The following is a 20,248-nucleotide window of genomic DNA, read 5'->3' as shown; positions in this document are numbered from 1 at the left end:
AGTTATCTTCTGGATTACAAGTATTATAATAACAGATTTTGAACTTAGGTACAATAAAAAACTCTCAATTGGACCGTTCCAATTACGGTACAAAAAAACAGTTTATTCACCGTCCAAACTAACGAAACTATTGTAGCGCATGTATTTATAATGAACCCGCATTTGGCCGACTTCAAACGGTGTGCCATCATCCAAGAAAAACACACCAGACATAATGCCGACTGGTTCATTGGCGCCTAACTGTAAATACTCTTGATCTTCATCCTGTGATGGTTCTGCTGTAATCGTCATAAATGATTTTGTTACAGCTCTCTTTGTTGTTTGCTCTGCATATTGAAACATAGAATGCGTCATATCTTCAGCCGTTAATACGGGCAGTAGTTTAACTGGGATAACCGCATTTTCAATCATGAAAGCTTGATTTTGCAAAGTACGCAACCGTTTAATGCGATATACTTCATCTGATTCATTTAAAAATAATGCTTCTTTATCTTCTTCATTGGCAGCATCTTTTTCGAAAACTAACAATTTAATTGCAGGCGTTTCACCATTAAACCGAAAGGCATCAGAAACACCTAAGTTATGGCCGACGGCATGAAACATCCCCTGATTCTTTAAATACAATGGATTAACAAACGTACCCGAACCACGTTTTTTAAAAATAATACCTTGTCGCACTAACACATTTAAAGCGCGTTTAATTGAGCTACGTGAAACACCATATGAAGTTGCTAACGACCGTTCATCTGGCAGTTTTAAATCAGGAAACTCTTGGGCATTTATACGCCTATTTAAATCATTGAGCACCTTCATATATAGGACTTCTTTGGCCATTGTTAACCTCCTGTTCGTTACAAGGTATAATCATAACATAAAAGTGGTCCAACCAAAAATTGATCGACCACTTTCTTGTTCGCTTATTTTAATAATCTTTTTGTTGCCATTCTTTTTCAAATTGATTCACAAAATCATGCATAATCCGATCACGTTCAATACCAATTCGTTGTCCTTCGAGCGTATTCAAATAATCTTTCAGTAGAAATAATTTTTCGTAAAAATGGTTGATAACGGTATTACCTTCACCTTTACGATAAGCCGCCTTAGTTGCGATTCGACGCGGTGGCATCGCAGGGTCATATAAAGGATCACCTTTAATAGCACCAAATTGGATTGCGCGGGCAATTGCAATCGCACCAATAGCATCTAAACGATCTGCATCTTGGACAATTTTGCCCGCTAACGATAATCTTACTGGTTTACCAAAACGTTGTTTACTCCATGACATATTGTCAATGATATTAAAAATATCAACTTGTTGTTCAGCTGGTACCGCAATATCTGTTAATAGCTTGATCACACGTGCTTTTGCTAACTCTACATCATCAAATAATTTGTCATCATAAGTATCATGTAAAAGGGCTGCTGCTTGTGCCACAAAAGCATTTGCAGTTGGTTCTGTCACTAATATGTGCTGAGTCATCGCCAATACTCGTTCAATGTGTGTCATATCATGACCAGTCTTGTCACTTTGCAAAACTTTTTTCGTAAATTCTTTAATGTGTGTTAACTTTTCTGCTTCATCATATCCCATCTTATTCCCCCATCATTCTGCTATACTAATATACTCGTCAGACCCATAATAACTAAACTAATGCCAAAATTGATTAACCACGTCATGGCCAACCAATATCCAACTGTTTCCCAAATCAGAGCATCATCTATAATAAACAATCCGAGAATTAGACCCACAATTAACAAAAACATGATGTACACTGTCAAGCCTTGCCATACATTATGCCAGTCAGCTGAACTAATATTCATCCCCAAGTTTAGATTGAATATCAGACATATCCAAATCACAATTTGCCAACCAGGTACACCCACAAAAACATGCCACCCCAGTGTTTGAATGTCAAATAAATTTGGCCATAAAATTTGCGTTATTATCCCGGTAACCAAAGAAATCACCAACATTGGCGCTAACCCAATAAAAAAATTACCCAGACGTTGATAAAGATTATGCGAATGCCATGAATGGTCTACATAGCCTAATCGTCTGTCTTTATCTGATTTAAAAGGATTTGTTAACAACACGATTTTATCAAGATGATGACCAAACAACAGTGCTAATAATGCGTGTGCTAATTCATGAACGATTGTCCCCAGCCAACTAAAAATAAATGGCGCATGTTGACCAAAGCGCAACATTAAATGCCGTTGAGACTTCATCGTCAACCATGAAATGACATAACTTGCAGCTAAAGGCATAATTAAAAAAATCAAGAGCACCCAAATGATTGAACGCCCAATCATCATTTCCATCATATTTATTCGTCCGTACTAATCGGCGCAAATTGACCGTGCACAAATTCAGCTAACGCAACTGCATCGATGCGAATTGATCGGCCAATTTCACCAGCTGATATTGTAATCATACCTGCTTGTTTGGCACTATCGTCAAAATAAATTGGGAATTTCTTAGTTTGCCATATTCCGACTGGATTATTAGCACCATGCACATACCCTGTCGTTTTTTGTAAATCTTTTGTCGGAATCATATCAACGCGCTTATTACCTGATACAGCAGCTAACTTCTTTTCATTCAGATGGTCATCAACTGGTACAATTCCAATCACTGGTCCCGTAACATTACCTTCTAAAGCTAATGTTTTGTAGATATCGTGATCAGTTAGCCCATAGGCATCTAATTCGGACTGATTACGTTGCATACCACCAGAAAACACAATGGTTTCATATGGAATATCTGCTTTATCTAAAATTTGCTCAACTAAATTTTTCTTAATACGTCGCTTCTTTGCCATGCAGTCTCTCCTTGCTTTTTATCTATTTTAATATGTTAATCAAATTGTACTTTTTTACATATATAAGAATATAACAAAAGGCGTTATAGTTACACCTTTTGTTATATTTAAAAGACATCAATCTAACCATTTTATAAATAGTAGATTGATGTCTTTGTTTAAAACAATTATTTTATGCTTTTAATCTATACTATTAACCCAAAGTCTTATCTGACTTACGTAATTTCTTTTCAAACAAATTCAACAAACGACTAATACCAAACGTCAAAATGAAGTAAATGACAGCTGTAATCATCAGTGGAATAAATGGCTTAAACGAAGCACCCTGGACGACTGATGTTTGGAAGGTTAGTTCACCTACCCCAATAACTGAGACAACTGAACCTTCTTTAATAACCGTGACAAATTCATTACCCAAAGCTGGCAAAATATTCTTAATGGCTTGTGGTAACACCATGTAACGCATTGTTTGCCCCTTAGTAAATCCCAATGAACGGGCTGCTTCAGTTTGACCATTAGGCACTGCTTGTATTCCTGAACGAATAATTTCGGCAACATACGCACCTGAATTTAAAAACATGGCGATTGCACCAGCTAAGAAACTTGAAACGTTCAACCCAATTGCTTGCGTTCCAAAATAAACAATAAATACTTGAATCAATAATGGTACACCACGAACTGCTTCAATATAAGCAGCAGCTAACCATCTTAGCACCTTGACAGATGACAACTTCATCAAAGCAAAAATAATTCCTAATATAATACCAAATAGCACACCAATAACAGCTAATCCAATTGTATATCCTGTTCCTTTAATAAAGTAAGGTGCATACTTTTGGAAAAATGACTCTTGCTTATTCATTTGCTTAATAGCATCATCTTGCATTTTCTTTAATGGTGCCCCAATAATATGGTCATCCAAAATTTTATCAATTTTTGCCTGCAAGACCGTGGCGTTTTTATTCATAACAACAGATGATCCATTGCTAATCCCTGGTAATTTAGCTGGTGAAACAGCAAATTGATTACTTTGCTCTAGATAACTTTTAGCAGTTGTACTTGCAACAACAACGCCATCAACTTTCTTTTGTGTTAATTGCGTCACTTCATCGGTAATCTTTTTCAATGAAACAACGTTTTTATCAGTTAATTCATGTGCTAAGTCGTCCTGTTTAGAAGAAACCTGTGCAGCTAACTTGGCTGAACGTAATTGGTCTAAGGTTGCCCACTTATCTTTATTTTCTTTCAAGGTTAACACAACGTTTTTATCAACAAAATACGGTTTTGAGAAATTAACTTCTTGTGCTCTTTCTGGTGTTTCAGTCATACCGGCAACAACCACATCAACTTTGCCAGTTTTAACCGCACCAAGCAAAGCATCAAAACTCATTTCTTGAATTTCAGTTTTAACACCTAGTTGCTTACCGATTTCACGAGCCGCCGCAATATCAAATCCAACAATCTTATCTTTACCATTTTCAGTTGTATGGAATTCATAGGGAGCATAGTCAGCTGATGTTCCGACAACTAACTTTCCCGACTTCTTAATTCGGTCTAACGTTGGATCAGATTGTGCAGCACTTACGGATGAAATGCCCACAATACCTAGCCCACTACTCATTACCAAACCAACGGTCATGGCTAACATGACTAATTTTTTTACCCATTTTTTCATAAATAAAATGCCTCTCTTACAACATCTTCGCTAAGAAACTCTGTACACGTTCTGAATCTGAATTTTCAAAAAAGTTATTTGGCGTATTGTAAGCTGTCATTTCGCCATCACTCATAAACCAAATTTTTGAAGCCACTTCACGAGCAAAGCCCATTTCGTGAGTTACGACAAGCATTGTCATACCTTCTAGCGCTAATTCACGCATTGTTTTCAAGACTTCTCCAACCATTTCAGGATCTAATGCTGATGTTGGTTCATCAAACAACATAATTTTAGGATTCATGGCCAATGCTCGAGCAATCGCGACACGTTGCTGTTGTCCACCAGATAATGATGCTGGATAAACATTTGCTTTATCTGCTACGCCCACTTTCGCCAAAAATTTCTCAGCTGTTTTAGTTGCTTCACTATCAGCAACACCCTTAACCTTTACCAATGCAATTTTGACATTATCCAAAACAGTCATATTAGGGAAAAGGTTAAAGCTTTGAAAAACCATTCCTAACTCCTGCCGAATCTTATCAAGTTGTGCTTCGTTGGCTTGTGTAATATCTTGACCGTCAAAAATCACAGCACCTGATGTTGGATGTTCTAACATGTTTAACTCACGTAATAATGTTGATTTTCCCGTACCAGAAGGCCCTAAAATTGCAATAACATCACCTTCTTCAACCCCAGCATTAATTGACTTTAATACTGTATTACCACCGTACTCTTTATGTAAATCTTTTATTTCTAAAATTGCCATATTTTGACTCCCATCTATTGCTGATCCATAAAACACTAACAGTAACTGAAATTATATGCAATAAACAGGGTTAAAATTGCTTATAAGCATATTTTTTATGCAATAAAGAAGCACATATACCTCTTTTTTACTCATCCAAACGACTACTGCCCAACTACTATTCGTTATCAATGTATAAATATTAGCACTTAACGATAATTTATGCAATAAAAATTCAAAAAACGCCTTATATTAGTTTTGATTATACAAAAAACACTGAATATATACATTGCAACATGTAATATCCAGTGTTTTCATTTTAATTAAGCGAGTTTTTGTGTCATCTCAAAAAGTGTTTTTTTATTTGTACTGGCTAATTGCGCCATGTAAGGTGTGCCCAAAGTCACCGACTCACCTTTTGCGTTTACCAAGAATAATAAATCAGCTAACTTTAACATCGCTTGATATACCATCTCCTGGGTCAATGTGACATCCGGATTCTTTAACTTCATCACTGTCACCTTTTTTGACGTTGCAGTATTTCCCTTAGCCATAAATGATAATTCCAATACTTGATCCATCACTATTTCCTCCTTATTGACTAACTTTTGTGGATTCCAATGCGTGTTCTTTCGTATCTATTGTAATAATCTTCTCGATTTTTTCTTCTACACCAAGCAACTCAACAATTCGGGCTAGTTCTGACAGTTCCATAAGTGTCGTACCCTTTTTGACAAAAAATTGCCGATTTACAACTAAATCATTGGGACCCTTACCGATAATCTTTACCTTAATTGCCTCTACCTGGTTTTTCTTATTTTCTACCATCATGCAGTCTCCTTATTTTTTTATCGAATGGCCATTCAAAACATCAGCTAATTTGCTGACACTTATACTAACGATTTAAAGCCTTTAAAATGTCACATAAATTGCAAAAAAATAAACCGAATCAAAATAACGTTGATTCGGTCTACTATATAATTAGTTTTACTTATCTAATGGTGTGGGTATTGACTACCACGTTCATACACTTGTTCTGGTTCTTGACTAATCCGGGTAAAATTATTCAAATTAGCAATTGCCATCATTTCTTCCACTGTCAATGAGAAGTCATAGACGTCCCCATTTTCGATTACTCGTTGTGGATGAACTGATTTAGGAATAATACTGGTGCCATTCGCCAAATGCCAGCGCAAAACGACTTGGGCTGGTGACTTGTGATATTTCTTAGCAATTTCAACAATGACTGGTTCAGCCAAAACAGACCCGCGCCCAAGTGGTGCCCAAGCTTGCGTCACGATATCATTTTCTCGCAAAAAATTGCGTAATTCAGGTTGTACCAAATGAGGGTGGTTCTCAATTTGATTCACTACCGGCATTTCATTGGCCTGCGTGGCCAAATATTGCAAATGAATCATACCAAAATTTGAGGTTCCGATGGACTTCACAAGTCCTTCTTCTTGCAAGCGTTCAAATGCACGCCAAGTATCAAAGAATTGTTCATGCAATGGCCAATGCACCATTAATAAGTCCACATAATCCATCTGCAAGTCTTTTAATGATTGTTCAACTGAAGCAAGCGTTGCATCGTAACCTTGATTCATTTCAGCAACCTTTGTTGTCACAAAATAATCTTCTCGAGAAACATCTAATGACTGCAAAGCATTCCCAACCTCAGCTTCATTTTGATACATTTGTGCCGTATCAAACAAACGGTATCCTGTTTGCCAAGCTGTTTTAACCACCTGCGTTAAGTTTTCTTGATCTGTTACTTTGTATAACCCTAGACCTTGTTGTGGCATTTGATAACCGTCTGCTAATTGAAGTTTCGTTGTTATATCCATTGTGTTTCTTGTTCCCCTTTTTAAATGAAGACTCATCTTATTCATATGTTAACATCTCAATGTTATATCATACCAGATAACATAAAAAGTCAGTAACAATATGTTTTAACGACACACCATTACCGACAATTTAAATATGAGAGATTTTAGATTTTTTTAATGAGATTTTAGATTTTTTTGTGTGTATTACTTGATATCAACATATGTTAATTCAAACATAGCTGACAAATCTGATAATTGTTCTGAATCAATGTCAAATGATAATACTGTGTGGTGACCACCACCAAGGGTCAACCAACCAACTGATCCATCACGCAAGCCTTGCTTTGGTGTCCATAATTGCTTTGCAACTGGCAATAATGGCATCTCTGCTTCAGGTTTGTTACCTCTGACGTCATATGACATCAACTTGAATTCATCACCGTAATCAGCAAGGGTTGCATCGACAGCATCCCCTTCCATACCAGTAAATACCAAACGTGCTGGATCAGCCTTACCACCAATATCCATTGGATGAACTTCAACTCGTGGCTTATCAGAAGCAATTGTTGGATCAACTTCTAACATATGTGATCCTAAGATGGCTTCGTGACCCTTACGCAAATCAAGCGTGTAATCTTCCATGAAGACCGTGTGCTTGTTGTGTGACATAACCTTCATCAAGCGTGCCAATGCGGCAGTCTTCCAGTCACCTTCACCAGCAAATCCATAACCTTCAGCCATCAACATTTGTGTTGCCAAACCTGGCAATTGTTCTAGACCATACAAATCTTCGAAATTATCGGTAAATGCTGTGTAACCACGAGCATCCATAAAGCGCTTCAAACCAAAGTATTCACGGATTTGGTACTTAACACTGTGTTCAAACTTTTCAGGTGTATTATCACCAACAACAAAATCGTAAACATCTTGTAGTTCTTCGTACTTAGCATCAATGTCTTCGTCGCTAACAGCATCAACTTCAGCAACTAAGTCACCCATTGCCCAGTAGTCTACACGCCAACCAAACTTGATTTGTGCTTCAATTTTATCACCATCGGTAACTGCAACATTACGCATCTTATCAGCGAATGCTGCAACTTTGATGTTGAATGATTCGTTGTAGGCAACTGCAACGTCCATCCACTTACCAATTTGTGCTTGCACTTCTTCATCAGACCAGTGACCATAAACAATCTTATTGTTCAAACGTAGGCGTGCATTAATAAATGCATACTCACGATCACCGTGGGCTGATTGATTTGTATTCATGTAATCAAAGTCAATATCATCATATGGTAGCTCTTGTAGATATTGCGTTGCGAAATGTAGCAATGGCTTTTGCAACAATTGTGTTCCGCGAATCCAGTTCTTTGCTGGTGAGAAGGTGTGCATCCAAGTGATAACCCCAGCTACTGAGTCATCATAATCAGCTTCCTTCATAGCTGAAGCAATATTTTCTGAAGTAGTTGCAATTAACTTAAACTCTACTGGGTAAGGTAGCTTCCCTGATTCGTTCAACTTATCAACGATATCCTTAGCATTTGCTTCTACCTTATCTAATACTTCTGGACCGTACAAAAATTGTGACCCTGTAATAAACCAAAACTTGTAATTTTCTGTGCTTAACATTATTTTATTTCCCCCTGAAATATCTAAATAACAACAACTAAACGTCTACTTCTGACCGTAATAAGCATTAGCCCCATGCTTACGCAAATAATGCTTATCTAATAGTGCCTGTGAAACATGAATACCATGCGGATTCAACATCAATGTATGGTAAGCCATTTTAGCTGACTCTTCCAACACCACTGCATTATATACAGCTTTATCGGCAGTTGGTCCCCAAGTAAATGGACCATGATCTTGTGCCAAAACAGCTGGCACAGCCATTGGATCAATCCCGCGCTTGTTAAATGTTTCAACAATCACATTACCTGTTTCCAACTCATACTCGCCTTTAATTTCTTCTTCAGTCATCTGGCGAGCAACCGGTACATCTCCATAGAATGTATCCGCATGTGTCGTGCCAGCAGCTGGTAAATCAATACCAGCCTGAGCAAATGACACTGCCCATGGTGAGTGCGTATGCACAATTCCACCAACTTCTGGGAATGCCTTGTATAGGACACGGTGTGTTTCTGTATCACTTGATGGATTAAGATCACCTTCGACAACCTTACCCTCAAGATCAACAACGGCCATATCTTCTGGCTTTAATTCGTCATATGGTACCCCTGAAGGCTTAATGACAAACAAGCCACTTTCACGATCAATTTCTGAAACATTTCCCCAAGTAAATTTAATTAAATCATGCTTAGGCAAAGCCATGTTAGCATCATAAACACGTTGCTTAACATCTTCTAACATTATTTAATCCTCCTCAACAATTGGCATCTGATCAATAGCAGTTTGCTCAATTGGTAATCCTGCTTCGTAACGGGCCATAAACTGTGCGAAACCAGCAACATCTTCTGGATCAGGTTCAATTGTTGTACTCTCTTGTGATTGGAACGCATCATTATCTAAATAATCAGCTAATGTTTGATTAGTCGTACGATTGGTAACAAATTGTGATAAGACGGCCATTCCCCATGGACCACCTTCACCCGCGTTTTTCATCAATGTTACGGGAGTGTTCATCACACCTGCTAACATCTTTTGTGCAACAACTGGTGTTGTGAAAATACCACCTTGTGCAATGACCGAATCCATCGCAACTTGCTCTTTAGCCAAGACGTCCAAGCCAATCTTCATGGCACCAAAAGCACTGTAGATATGCATGCGCATCAAGTTTGCCAAAGTAAACTTTGCATTTGGTGTACGGACAAACATTGGTCGTCCTTCAGCCATTCCTGTGATGTTTTCACCTGAATGATATCCATAGCTTAGTAACCCACCTGCATCAGGATCAGCCTTTAATACGCTGTTAAACAATGCACTAAAGATTTCACCACCAGTTACTGTTGCGCCAACGGCTGCTGCGAACTCTGTAAAGACACGCGCCCAAGAATTAATTTCTGACGTACTGTTATTAATGTGCACCATGGCAACAGCTGAGCCATCTGGCGTTGTCACCATATCAATATTTTCATTAACTTGTGACAATTCTTTTTCCAAAACAACCATCGCAAAGGCTGATGTTCCAGCAGATACATTAGCCGTGCGTTGCTTAACTGAATTAGTTGAAACCATACCAGTTCCAGCATCTCCTTCAGGCGCTGCTGCAACTGCTCCACTTTGTAGTGTCCCAGATGGATCCAGTAACTTAGCCCCAGCTTCTGTTAGGTTACCAGCTTCAACACCAGCCACTTTCACAGTTGGCAAAATATTTCGTAATTCCCACAAATATTGTTGCACTGTCTTTAATGAGCTAAATTTATCAATCATCTCTTGATTGTAGTCATTTGTGTTTGAATCAATTGGGAAAATACCTGATGCATCCCCAATACCAATCACCTTTTCACCAGTCAAACGCCAATGAACATAACCAGCTAATGTGGTGAAAAAATTGATTTCCTTGACATGCGTTTCTTGATTTAGAATTGCTTGGTACAAGTGTGCAATACTCCAACGTTGTGGAATATTAAAATCAAACATTTCTGTTAACTCAGCAGCCGCTTGACCAGTAATAGCATTACGCCACGTACGGAATGGCACTAGCAATTGATCATCTTTATCAAAGGCTAAATAACCGTGCATCATAGCTGCGATACCAAACGATGCCAAACGTGTCACTTTTACACCGTATTCATCATCAATGACTTCTGTTAAATTTTTATAAGCGCTTTGTAAACCTGTCCAGACATCTTCTAATGAGTATGTCCAAACACCACCTTCAAGCTTGTTCTCCCAATTATGGCTACCAACCGCAATGACTGAATAATCAGTTGCGACTAGCACTGCCTTAATACGAGTAGAACCAAACTCAACCCCCAAAGCGGCTTTCCCTGTTGTAATTTGTTCTTGAATTTGTTCTTTATTCATTACTTTATTCCCTTCAGATGAGAACTTTTTCGTATTTGTAACCGTTTACAAATATTATAATAAAACAATTGTACGTACAAATCAAGTTAAAAATCAAAAATTTGTATGTACAAATAATTCTTTACTTTTTGATTCCTTATCAGACGGGGTGATTGCGCACTTTTTTATAGGTAATTTTTTTTGTATAATGAGACTTATTATCTATGTTTAAAAACGGGGGCACATTATGGATACAAAGTATGACATCGTCAAAAAAGGGCTCCGCAATGATATTATTTCTGGTAAATTTGTAATTGGTGATAAATTACCAACTGAAGCAAACCTAACTGAACAATACAATGTGAGCCGTTATACTGTTAGACGCGCTACTGCAGGACTAGAACAAGAACACTACTTATATCGCATTCAAGGTGATGGGATGTATGTAAATGATTGGAAAAAAGTACCCGCTGTTAAAACTGAAAATAAAGTCATTGGTGTTGTCACAACCCATCTAGCAGATTATATTTTTCCAGAAATAATCAGCGGTATTGACCAAGTGATTTCTGATGCCGGCTATGCTTTATTTATCAGTAATACTCACAATACTTTCGACCGTGAACGCCGTAGTTTATTACGTATCATTGAAAGTGGTGTTAGTGGACTAATCATTGAACCAACAATGTCAGCATTACCAAATCCTAATAAAGATTTGTATGATCAAATTAAAAAGCTGAACATTCCAACGGTTTTTATTAATTCTACGTATGATAATCTCAACTTCAATTACCTAGGGATTAACGATATTGAAGCAGAATCCCAGTTGGTCGAACATCTCATCTCACAAGGTCACAAACGTATTTTAGGCGTCTTCAAAGTTGACGATATTCAAGGTGCCCATCGTATGCAAGGTTTTTATAAGGCATTTCAAACTCAGCCTGACTACGCACTGGATAGCAACCTCATCATGTACCAATCAAATGATGAAGAAAATAATACCTTAATTTTAAATAAAATCGAAACTTATTTAGAAATGCCTAATCGACCAACGGCATTAGCCTTATACAATGATTCATTAGCAATCCAAACCAGTGATTTAATTAAATCGCTGGGCTTTAGAATTCCTGAAGACATTGCCATTGTTGGCTTTGACGATTACGGTTTGTCATCTTACATGACCCCTAGTCTAACCACTAATCGTCATCCTAAACGTAAGATGGGGCGCGATGCTGCACAGATACTTCTTGATATTATCAATGGACAACCTGGTCATGACATCATTTATGAGCCAGATATCATTGTTCGTAATTCATCTGTAAAATCGAAATAACAAAAAAATAGCAGGCAAGGAAAATATAAGCTTTTCCTTGCCTGCTTTTTCATACAACAATATTTATATTATTTAAACTGCACTTTTCATGCCTCTTAATTTTTTCACCATACGACGCCAGGCCGGAATCAAGAATAATAACGATCCTAACCAGGCCAATGGATTAGCTAAACTGGCTCCGAAGAAACCAAACCAAGTTACCAATGAAAAGGCTGTAACAGAACGCATAACCATTTCACCCATACCAGCATAAGTTGGTGTTCGTACATCCCCTAATCCTTGCAATGTATAACGCAAAATGAATAGTGTACTTAGAATAAAGTAGAATGGTCCATTTGCCCAGAAAAATTCTTGTGCCAAATTCATAACTTCATGTTGCCCAGCACCCACGAATAAAGTAACCAATTGGCGACCGAAAATAACTTCGATTGCCCCGAGTACAAAACTTAAACTAATTGAAATTGTTAACGACTTTTTAACACCTTCTAGAATACGATCATACTTGCCAGCACCAAAGTTTTGTGCCGTATAAGTAGCCATTGCAACACCAATTGACATTAGAAGTTGCGTACTGATTTGGTCAACCTTAGAAGCTGCCGTATTCGCAGCTACGGCATCCGTTCCTAATGTATTAACTGCCGTTGCTAATGTCACGGCTCCAATTGCAATAATTGATTGTTGGAAACCCATTGGTAATCCAGCCAACAAATGTTTTTTCAAATCACCCACTGGTAATTTAAAATCTGACCAGCCAAGTCTTAATGTATCGTTAAATTTTGTAATATGCCAATGCGAAATGGCAACTGAGACGAATTGTGCAAACACCGTCGCCGTTGCTGCTCCTTCAACACCCCAATGAAATTTTAGAATCAACAATAATTCTAATGTCACATTAACGATCATACCTATAATCAGGTAGTATAGAGGCGCCTTACTATCACCCACTGCACGCATCGCATTTGAAATGACATTATACCCCATCGTCATAATAGTTCCGGACAAAATAATACCAATAAAGAGCTTAGCTTCATCATAAATTGCAGCTGGCATTTGCATCACATTTAATAATACGTCTAAAAATACCAAACTAACGACAGTTAGAATAATCGACATGATTACACCTGCAATGATACTAGTTGCATATGACTCTCGTACGCCACGTACATCTTGCGCACCAAATCGTTGCGCCGTAATAATTGCCATTCCAGAACTAAATCCTTGCACGAAACCCATAATTAAAAATTGAATGCTTCCCGTTGCACCAACTGCAGCCAATGAATTAACACCTAATGTCTGCCCAACAATCAGCGTATCAGAAATATTATACAGTTGTTGTACCATATTCCCTATCATTAGCGGGATGGCAAACATCAGAATAACTTTAGTGGGTTTTCCACTTGTTAGATCTTGCATATTCACTGCTCCTCACTTACTAAACTCACATTAACATTAGGTTAAAGTATAGAATAATTATCGATTGTTTGTCTATTAATAAATCTACTTTTTACAATTACCTTTAGTTTAACCACAAAAAAACTCGGTATAATTTATATACCGAGTTAAACTTACAACCAATTATTTTACGTTCTTTTCTGCACCTAGCTTTTCGATTTCTTCTAATGAATGTCCTCGTGTTTCTGGAACACGGAACATAATGAACAAAACGGCTGCTAAACAGATAACACCAAAGATAGCAAATACTGCTTCTTGTGACATTGCGGCTGTCATGATTGGGAAAATCAAGGCAACAATAAATGATCCTACCCAGTTCATTGATGATGCTAATCCTGATGCACGCCCACGAATTGCCAATGGGAAGATCTCACCAACCAAAACCCATGTCAATGGCGCCCAAGTAAAGGCATAAAAGGCAACAAATATGCATAAGAAGACAACGATCATCATTGGGTTTGTATCCATAAACAAGTTAATGATTGTTGGTAGAATGAATGAAAGTCCCATCACAGTACCACCCAAAATTAACAAGTGACGACGGTTAAACTTTTCGGCAATCGCCATGTAGAATAGCGCACCTAACACCAAGATAACACCGTTAACAACTGGCCAAAGTAGTGCATCTGCAGCTGCTTGTCCGGTCGCATTTTCAACAATCAATGGAATGTAGTAAAAGATTGCATTGGCTCCCATAAATTGTTGGAAGAAAGCGACTGTCACACCAGCAATAACGAGGTAACGGTAACGTCCTTCTAACAAAGATCCCCACGTCGTAGACTTTTCAGCTTTTTGCTCAACTTTAGCAGTTTCTGTGATTGCTGCCATTTCAGCATCAATTTCTTCTGGCTTACGAATCCAAGACAAAACTTGACGCGCTTCGTCATTCTTTCCCGTCTTAATTAAGAAACGTGGTGATTCTGGCAAACGCAATACCCCTAAGAATAGAATCAAAGCAGGAACAGCAGCTAATGCCAACATCAAGCGCCATGCCCAATGTTCGGGCAAACCCTTAAGCAAGAAGTCCATAATATAAGAAATTAACATTCCAGAAACAATCATTAATTGATTAATTCCTGAAAGACTACCACGACGATCAGCTGGTGACATTTCAGACATATAAGCAGGTACTAAAGCTGAAGCTGCCCCAACTGCGATTCCCAAAACAACTCGAGTAAAAATTAGATAACCAACTGCATTATGTGGCGAAACTCCAGCCAATACAGATCCAATCATAAATAGAATAGCTGAATAAAGAACCATCTTACGACGTCCCAAACGATCAGATAATTGTCCGGCAATAGCACCACCAAAGATAGCACCTAACATCAATGATGATGTAATCCAACCAGTAACACCCCCACCAGATAAGTTCCAATCACTTTGCAAGAATGGTAATGCACCGGTCATAACACCAATATCGTATCCGAATAAGATACCACCAAAGGCTCCAAAGAAGTAAATAAATTTACTAGAAATTTTCTTCTCAGACATGAAATAATCCCTCCAACACCATGTATCCCCACATGATTATAAATAAACATTGAAATTGATTACTTAATTTTAATGAGTTAACCCTTCAATATAAAAATTAACTTAACTCAAACTAACGCAAAATTTGTAATCGCTTTCATCAACATTTTTTATTATAGCATGTTGTACGGACAAATTAAAAGAGATTTATTTAAAACATACAAATTTTCCTGACTTACCATCATTATTTCGATACAAATTTAAAATGATACACACTAAAAAAGCCAAGCTATATACGTTTTTACCGTTTACAGCTTGGCTTTTTAATTTGTTTTCTAATTTTTACAATACAATGTTTTTAGCAGCCAGTTGCTTTTGCACTTCTGGATGAGCCATAAATTCATCATACGTTGTTTCAGCACGGTCAATTGCACCTTGGTCTGAAACAACAACGATATGATCAGCGATTGTTTGACCAAATGTGCGGTCATGTGATGTAAAGATTAATCCACCTTGGAAGTTAATCAAACCATCATTCAATGATGTAATTGATTCCAAATCCAAATGGTTAGTAGGGTCGTCCAAGATTAGAACATTGGCCTTTGTTAGCATCAACTTTGATAGCATCACGCGAACCTTCTCACCCCCTGAAAGGACATCCAATGTCTTTTCAGCATCTTCACCCTTGAATAACATACGTCCTAACAAACCACGTAGGAAAGTATTATCACTTTCTTCCTTTGAGGCAAAATCACGTAGGTAGTCCAAAATAGGACGGTCTGGATTAGGGAAATTAGTTGCCATATCCTTAGCTAAGTAGTCTTGTGTGGTCGTAACACCCCAAGTAACCTTACCTGCGTCTGGCTTTACCTTACCTGCAATAATATCCAAAATCATCGTAGCAGCAACGTCATTTTCAGCCATAATCAATGCTTTTTCATTGGGATTAACTGTAAAAGTGACATTATCTAAAATCTTTACACCATCAATACTCTTTGAAACACCTTCCACACGCAACATGTCATTACCCATTTCACGTAAAATTTCAAAATTAATGTATGGGTACTTACGTGATGATGGTTGAATATCATCTAGTGTAATTTTATCTAATTGCTTCTTACGTGATGTTGCTTGCTTTGACTTTGATGCATTAGCAGAGAAACGCGCAATAAAGTCTTGCAACTCTTTAATTTGTTCCTCTTTTTTAGCATTAGCTTGTGATTGCAAACGTTGTGCTAATTCAGAAGATTGCTTCCAAAAGTCATAGTTACCAACGAATAACTTAATTTTACCAAAGTCCACATCTAAGATCATTGTTGAAACGGCATTTAAGAAGTGACGATCGTGGGAAACAACCAACACTGTATTTTGATAATCAGCCAAGAAGTCTTCCAACCAAGCGATTGTCTTGGTATCCAAACCGTTAGTAGGCTCATCCAAAATTAAAATATCAGGATTACCAAACAAAGCTTGGGCTAGCAAAACCTTAACTTTGGTAACTTCGGGTAGATCTGACATAGGTGTTTGGTGTTGTGATTCAGGAATACCAATGTTTTGTAATAGTTGACTAGCTTCGATTTCAGCTGTCCAACCATCTAGTTCTTCAAAACGTGCTGATAATTCACCGACACGAATACCATCTTCATCAGTAAATGGGTCATGTAGATAAATACCATCCATCTCATTTTTAACATCATAAAGTTCTTTATGCCCTTGCATAACAGTGTCCAAAACTGTGTATTGGTCAAATGCAAAGTGGTCTTGTACTAATGATGACATACGCTCATTAGTATCCATTGAAACATTACCAGTCGTTGGTTGTAATTTACCTTCCAACACCTTCAAGAAAGTTGACTTACCTGCTCCATTTGCTCCGATAATTCCGTAAGTATTACCTGGTGTAAATTTTAAATTCACATCATCGTACAATTTTTTACCAGTGAAAGCCACTGATACATTTGAAACTGTTAACATATTTGATCTCTTCTCCTACAAAGTATTGCGTTATTTTTATTCATCTATTATCATCTGCTTTATACAAGCATACCAATTATAACTTTATCAAATGCCCTATTCATACGCAAGCTTAATGCCTGAATCAGGGTATTATTCGCCTACTTTTTTCGACTTAAACTGACAAAATAAATAACGGCTTCAATTAATGCTATAAAAAATGATACTGGGAGATCTAGCCAAAATGACAATCCAAGTGCTAGCCAAACACCAACAACTGCAAATAAAATCGACAAACCAATAATTTGCCACACTGTTCGTCCCCAGCGCATTGCTGAACTAGCTGGTAAAATCATTAAAATAAAAATCAAAAGTGAACCAACGACTTGCGCTGAAACTGCTACCGTTACAGCCATCAATCCTAAGAACAACACTTCGATCAATGGTAAGTTTTTTAAACTAAAACTAGCTGTCGTATAATCAAAGGCAAAGTGTCGAAGTGGACGAAACATCAACAAAGTCACTAAAATGACTAAAATTGCTAATATTGCAACTTCTAAAACATCCCCCTTATTGATACTAAAAATTGATCCAAATAAAATACCAGTTGCTGCAGTAGCATTTTTATCAGATAGTGATAAAAATGCAATTCCTAATCCGATTGCTACTGCGCTCACCGCTGAAATAAGTGATTCTGAACGCTGTTCTTTAATCCCTAATCCACCGACACTCATTGATGCAACCACTGAGAATAATAACATTCCCACTAAAGGTGACCAACTCATAAATAAGGCGAACGAGGCCCCCGCAAAACCAATCTCACTTAATGTGTGAGCCAAAAAAGACATGCGCCGCGCAACAATAAATGGGCCAATCAACCCACTCATAATTGCAATTAGGGTCCCAGCAATCAATGCATGTTGCATAAACGGAAAATTAAACAAGCATCTGTCCCCCTTCCTTTAACTTAGCAACATCCAAATGACCAATTGTTTCATATTCACTGCCATGTGTTGTTAATAACAAATATTCATCTGCATATTTTTGCATAATATCAATATCATGGCTCACCATTATTACTGTTAATTGATATTGGTGTTGATAATTTTTCACAACATCCATCAACGCATATTTAGCCACATTATCCAAATTAGCCGTTGCTTCATCTAAAATCAAGATATCTGGATTTTGCACGAGCGCCTGTGCCAAATAAGCACGTTGCCGTTCACCGCCGGATGCATTATCAATACGCTTGTCTGCAATATCCGTTAAATTCGTAATTGCCAAAATCGCAGTTAATCTTTGTTTTTCTGCTTTTGATAACCATGGTCGCAATCCCTGATCAAAAGTTAAGCCAACAAAGTCACTCACTCGTAAAGGAAACGCCTGCATATCAGGACGGTATTGCGGTACATACGCAATTTTCCGATTACTATCATCATGCCAGATAAATTCACCAGTTGTTAATGGTACTTGACCTAACATGGCGCGAATCATCGTGGTTTTACCAACGCCATTATCACCAATTAACGCTAAATTATGGCCTTGCTCTATCCTAAAATTCACCTTTTGATAAAGCCACCGGTCATCAAATTTAATTCCGATATCTTTACCGTCTAAAATAATCATTTCAATAACGCCTCATCTAATGCCTTTAGTTGATTAATTTGCCAATCAATATACCTCGTGTCTGCCGGTTTTGTTTCACGAGCTTTTACAACAGGTACATGATGTGCTTTTGCATAATCCACCCCTTGTATTGCTAATTTTCCTGTAGATTGCGGATTATCAATCACTACTGCAATCTGTCCTTGATCAATTAGTTGATGCCATTGGCGGACATCAGTTGGTGTGGGATCATCCCCTTCTTCAATTGCTTGCGCAAATTTCGTGTCCTTCTTATTTGCACCTAACGTTAATAACGTATTATCAAAAACTGGTTCGGTTGCTAATAAGTTTTTGCCATCAAGATGTTGTTTCACTCGCTTTTGCCAATCAATTAATTTATCAGCCTTTTTTTGATAAGCTTGGGCATTTTTTTCAAAATAAGCTTTCTTTGCTGGTATTAATTGCCCGTATGTCGCAGCTAATTCTTTAGGTAACCGAGTTGTAATATCTGTTTTATACCAAAAATGCTCATTACCACCACCTTCACCATCCTTATAATGGTAAACATTGGCTAAATTGATATGTTTGGCATCATTATTTTGTTTGGCAAAATTTACGCTCCAATTATCAAACCCACCACCATTAGAAATGATTACGTCTGCCTTGTCAAATTGCTTAGCCACACTAGCTGTTGGTTCATATTCGTGCGGATCCATTGTTGGCTTATTAATCACACTTACAACACTACCTGCGTTACCCAAAACAGCCTTAGCCATTTCACCATAACTATCCAAACTTGCTACCACTTGAATCTGATCGCTTGTTACTTGCTTGGTTGTTTGTTCCTTACGTTCCCCTACTTGATAAAAAACAATTCCTAGTAAGACAATAACAATTAAAATTGGCACCCAAATAAAACTTTGCTTTTTCGATATCATGATTTTCCTCCAGGCAAACGTTCTAATAATTGTGACAGAAATTCGCTAATAGTTTGTTGCTCAGTTTCCGAAAAATTAGCTAAAAGACTTTCATACTCTGCTAAAGTTTCCCGATGTCGTTGCGTGTGAGCTGAAGCCATTGCAATACCAAGGGTAGTTAGCGACCAGCGACTAACACGATGATCCGCTTCGTCTGGTACAACATTAACCATCGCTTCATCACGACTACATAAACTTTTCATGGCCTTCGTCACAGCGGCACCTGATACATGTAACGCACGTGATAATTCAGAATTTGTTTGTGGTCCATTTTGCGCGAGCAACATCAATAAATGCCCCTGAGTGGTTGTAATATCTGTTTCATTAACGCCAATTAAAACTTCGCGCTGGTTTTCAGAAGATAATTTCAAACGATTTAAAAAATTATCAACTTGATTTGCATATGAGTCTTTTGTCATTACTCTCAATCTCCTTAACT

General features: G+C 37.6%; 20 protein-coding genes. 1 reads left to right on the top strand and 19 read right to left on the bottom strand.

All coding sequences use genetic code 11. The features are described from left to right. Positions 1-102: 102 nt before the first annotated feature. From FFM61_RS01090 to FFM61_RS01035, 12 genes are all read right to left on the bottom strand, one after another. Positions 103-834 carry a GntR family transcriptional regulator gene (locus FFM61_RS01090; protein ID WP_074428003.1) on the bottom strand — a complete coding sequence of 244 codons (732 nt, stop codon included), beginning with the start codon at positions 832-834 and terminating at the stop codon, positions 103-105. 88 nt (positions 835-922) lie between these two features. Next, positions 923-1,591 (bottom strand): HD domain-containing protein, encoded by a 669-nt coding sequence (locus FFM61_RS01085; protein WP_074428004.1) that lies wholly within the window; start codon positions 1,589-1,591, stop codon positions 923-925. A 20-nt stretch (positions 1,592-1,611) separates the two neighbouring features. Beyond that, positions 1,612-2,325 carry a hypothetical protein gene (locus tag FFM61_RS01080; RefSeq protein WP_074428005.1) on the bottom strand — a complete coding sequence of 238 codons (714 nt, stop codon included), beginning with the start codon at positions 2,323-2,325 and terminating at the stop codon, positions 1,612-1,614. Between the two features lie 2 nt (positions 2,326-2,327). Then, positions 2,328-2,822 (bottom strand): aminoacyl-tRNA deacylase, encoded by a 495-nt coding sequence (locus tag FFM61_RS01075; protein ID WP_074428006.1) that lies wholly within the window; start codon positions 2,820-2,822, stop codon positions 2,328-2,330. Positions 2,823-3,015: 193 nt separating this feature from the next. Beyond that, on the bottom strand, positions 3,016-4,497 hold the full coding sequence (locus FFM61_RS01070) for an ABC transporter substrate-binding protein/permease (protein ID WP_074428007.1): 1,482 nt from the start codon (positions 4,495-4,497) through the stop codon (positions 3,016-3,018). 16 nt (positions 4,498-4,513) lie between these two features. Further along, a complete protein-coding gene (locus FFM61_RS01065; RefSeq protein WP_074428008.1) occupies positions 4,514-5,245 on the bottom strand; it encodes an amino acid ABC transporter ATP-binding protein in 732 nt (243 codons plus the stop codon). A 302-nt stretch (positions 5,246-5,547) separates the two neighbouring features. Then, a complete protein-coding gene (locus FFM61_RS01060; protein WP_074428009.1) occupies positions 5,548-5,805 on the bottom strand; it encodes a hypothetical protein in 258 nt (85 codons plus the stop codon). Positions 5,806-5,818: 13 nt separating this feature from the next. Continuing rightward, positions 5,819-6,055 carry a hypothetical protein gene (locus FFM61_RS01055; RefSeq protein ID WP_137604586.1) on the bottom strand — a complete coding sequence of 79 codons (237 nt, stop codon included), beginning with the start codon at positions 6,053-6,055 and terminating at the stop codon, positions 5,819-5,821. A gap of 164 nt (positions 6,056-6,219) precedes the next feature. Further along, complete coding sequence (locus FFM61_RS01050) at positions 6,220-7,068, bottom strand: aldo/keto reductase (protein WP_074428011.1); 849 nt, start codon at positions 7,066-7,068, stop codon at positions 6,220-6,222. Positions 7,069-7,254: 186 nt separating this feature from the next. Continuing rightward, entirely contained in the window at positions 7,255-8,679 is a 1,425-nt protein-coding gene (araA, locus tag FFM61_RS01045) for an L-arabinose isomerase (RefSeq protein WP_074428012.1), read from the bottom strand. A gap of 45 nt (positions 8,680-8,724) precedes the next feature. Beyond that, on the bottom strand, positions 8,725-9,420 hold the full coding sequence (locus FFM61_RS01040) for an L-ribulose-5-phosphate 4-epimerase (RefSeq protein ID WP_074428013.1): 696 nt from the start codon (positions 9,418-9,420) through the stop codon (positions 8,725-8,727). 3 nt (positions 9,421-9,423) lie between these two features. Further along, entirely contained in the window at positions 9,424-11,037 is a 1,614-nt protein-coding gene (locus FFM61_RS01035; RefSeq protein WP_074428014.1) for a xylulokinase, read from the bottom strand. Between the two features lie 226 nt (positions 11,038-11,263). Between FFM61_RS01035 and FFM61_RS01030 the strand changes: the two genes are divergently transcribed. Further along, complete coding sequence (locus FFM61_RS01030) at positions 11,264-12,346, top strand: GntR family transcriptional regulator (RefSeq protein WP_074428015.1); 1,083 nt, start codon at positions 11,264-11,266, stop codon at positions 12,344-12,346. 72 nt (positions 12,347-12,418) lie between these two features. Here FFM61_RS01030 and FFM61_RS01025 read toward each other — a convergent pair whose 3' ends face one another. The 7 genes from FFM61_RS01025 to FFM61_RS00995 form a co-directional block, all read right to left on the bottom strand. Further along, entirely contained in the window at positions 12,419-13,759 is a 1,341-nt protein-coding gene (locus FFM61_RS01025; RefSeq protein ID WP_074428016.1) for an MATE family efflux transporter, read from the bottom strand. Between the two features lie 162 nt (positions 13,760-13,921). After that, a complete protein-coding gene (locus FFM61_RS01020; protein ID WP_074428017.1) occupies positions 13,922-15,292 on the bottom strand; it encodes a sugar porter family MFS transporter in 1,371 nt (456 codons plus the stop codon). Positions 15,293-15,613: 321 nt separating this feature from the next. Beyond that, entirely contained in the window at positions 15,614-17,245 is a 1,632-nt protein-coding gene (locus FFM61_RS01015; protein ID WP_074428018.1) for an ABC-F family ATP-binding cassette domain-containing protein, read from the bottom strand. Positions 17,246-17,385: 140 nt separating this feature from the next. Next, the gene (locus FFM61_RS01010) at positions 17,386-18,168 is read right to left on the bottom strand and encodes a metal ABC transporter permease (protein ID WP_074428019.1); all 783 of its coding nucleotides are present in this window, start codon (positions 18,166-18,168) and stop codon (positions 17,386-17,388) included. Further along, complete coding sequence (locus FFM61_RS01005; RefSeq protein WP_074428020.1) at positions 18,161-18,853, bottom strand: metal ABC transporter ATP-binding protein; 693 nt, start codon at positions 18,851-18,853, stop codon at positions 18,161-18,163. The genes FFM61_RS01010 and FFM61_RS01005 overlap by 8 nt, the downstream gene beginning before the upstream one ends. Continuing rightward, on the bottom strand, positions 18,850-19,770 hold the full coding sequence (locus FFM61_RS01000) for a metal ABC transporter solute-binding protein, Zn/Mn family (RefSeq protein ID WP_074428021.1): 921 nt from the start codon (positions 19,768-19,770) through the stop codon (positions 18,850-18,852). The genes FFM61_RS01005 and FFM61_RS01000 overlap by 4 nt, the downstream gene beginning before the upstream one ends. Further along, positions 19,767-20,228: a MarR family winged helix-turn-helix transcriptional regulator gene (locus FFM61_RS00995; protein WP_074428022.1), complete on the bottom strand. Its 462-nt coding sequence runs from the start codon at positions 20,226-20,228 to the stop codon at positions 19,767-19,769. The genes FFM61_RS01000 and FFM61_RS00995 overlap by 4 nt, the downstream gene beginning before the upstream one ends. Positions 20,229-20,248: the final 20 nt, after the last annotated feature.

It is taken from the genome of Weissella hellenica (assembly GCF_005405545.1).
Lineage (GTDB): Bacteria > Bacillota > Bacilli > Lactobacillales > Lactobacillaceae > Weissella > Weissella hellenica.
This window is presented reverse-complemented; position numbering and strand designations above follow the sequence as displayed.

Bases quoted from the DNA above. Each gene is read 5' to 3' on its own strand.
- FFM61_RS01090 (WP_074428003.1), bottom strand. From the start codon at position 834: ATGGCCAAAGAAGTCCTATATATGAAGGTGCTCAATGATTTAAATAGG.
- FFM61_RS01005 (WP_074428020.1), bottom strand. From the start codon at position 18,853: ATGATTATTTTAGACGGTAAAGATATCGGAATTAAATTTGATGACCGG.
- FFM61_RS00995 (WP_074428022.1), bottom strand. From the start codon at position 20,228: ATGACAAAAGACTCATATGCAAATCAAGTTGATAATTTTTTAAATCGT.
- FFM61_RS01015 (WP_074428018.1), bottom strand. From the start codon at position 17,245: ATGTTAACAGTTTCAAATGTATCAGTGGCTTTCACTGGTAAAAAATTG.
- FFM61_RS01020 (WP_074428017.1), bottom strand. From the start codon at position 15,292: ATGTCTGAGAAGAAAATTTCTAGTAAATTTATTTACTTCTTTGGAGCC.
- FFM61_RS01080 (WP_074428005.1), bottom strand. From the start codon at position 2,325: ATGATGGAAATGATGATTGGGCGTTCAATCATTTGGGTGCTCTTGATT.
- FFM61_RS01000 (WP_074428021.1), bottom strand. From the start codon at position 19,770: ATGATATCGAAAAAGCAAAGTTTTATTTGGGTGCCAATTTTAATTGTT.
- FFM61_RS01025 (WP_074428016.1), bottom strand. From the start codon at position 13,759: ATGCAAGATCTAACAAGTGGAAAACCCACTAAAGTTATTCTGATGTTT.
- FFM61_RS01050 (WP_074428011.1), bottom strand. From the start codon at position 7,068: ATGGATATAACAACGAAACTTCAATTAGCAGACGGTTATCAAATGCCA.
- FFM61_RS01055 (WP_137604586.1), bottom strand. From the start codon at position 6,055: ATGATGGTAGAAAATAAGAAAAACCAGGTAGAGGCAATTAAGGTAAAG.
- FFM61_RS01085 (WP_074428004.1), bottom strand. From the start codon at position 1,591: ATGGGATATGATGAAGCAGAAAAGTTAACACACATTAAAGAATTTACG.
- FFM61_RS01070 (WP_074428007.1), bottom strand. From the start codon at position 4,497: ATGAAAAAATGGGTAAAAAAATTAGTCATGTTAGCCATGACCGTTGGT.
- FFM61_RS01065 (WP_074428008.1), bottom strand. From the start codon at position 5,245: ATGGCAATTTTAGAAATAAAAGATTTACATAAAGAGTACGGTGGTAAT.
- FFM61_RS01035 (WP_074428014.1), bottom strand. From the start codon at position 11,037: ATGAATAAAGAACAAATTCAAGAACAAATTACAACAGGGAAAGCCGCT.
- FFM61_RS01040 (WP_074428013.1), bottom strand. From the start codon at position 9,420: ATGTTAGAAGATGTTAAGCAACGTGTTTATGATGCTAACATGGCTTTG.
- FFM61_RS01075 (WP_074428006.1), bottom strand. From the start codon at position 2,822: ATGGCAAAGAAGCGACGTATTAAGAAAAATTTAGTTGAGCAAATTTTA.
- FFM61_RS01030 (WP_074428015.1), top strand. From the start codon at position 11,264: ATGGATACAAAGTATGACATCGTCAAAAAAGGGCTCCGCAATGATATT.
- araA (WP_074428012.1), bottom strand. From the start codon at position 8,679: ATGTTAAGCACAGAAAATTACAAGTTTTGGTTTATTACAGGGTCACAA.
- FFM61_RS01060 (WP_074428009.1), bottom strand. From the start codon at position 5,805: ATGGATCAAGTATTGGAATTATCATTTATGGCTAAGGGAAATACTGCA.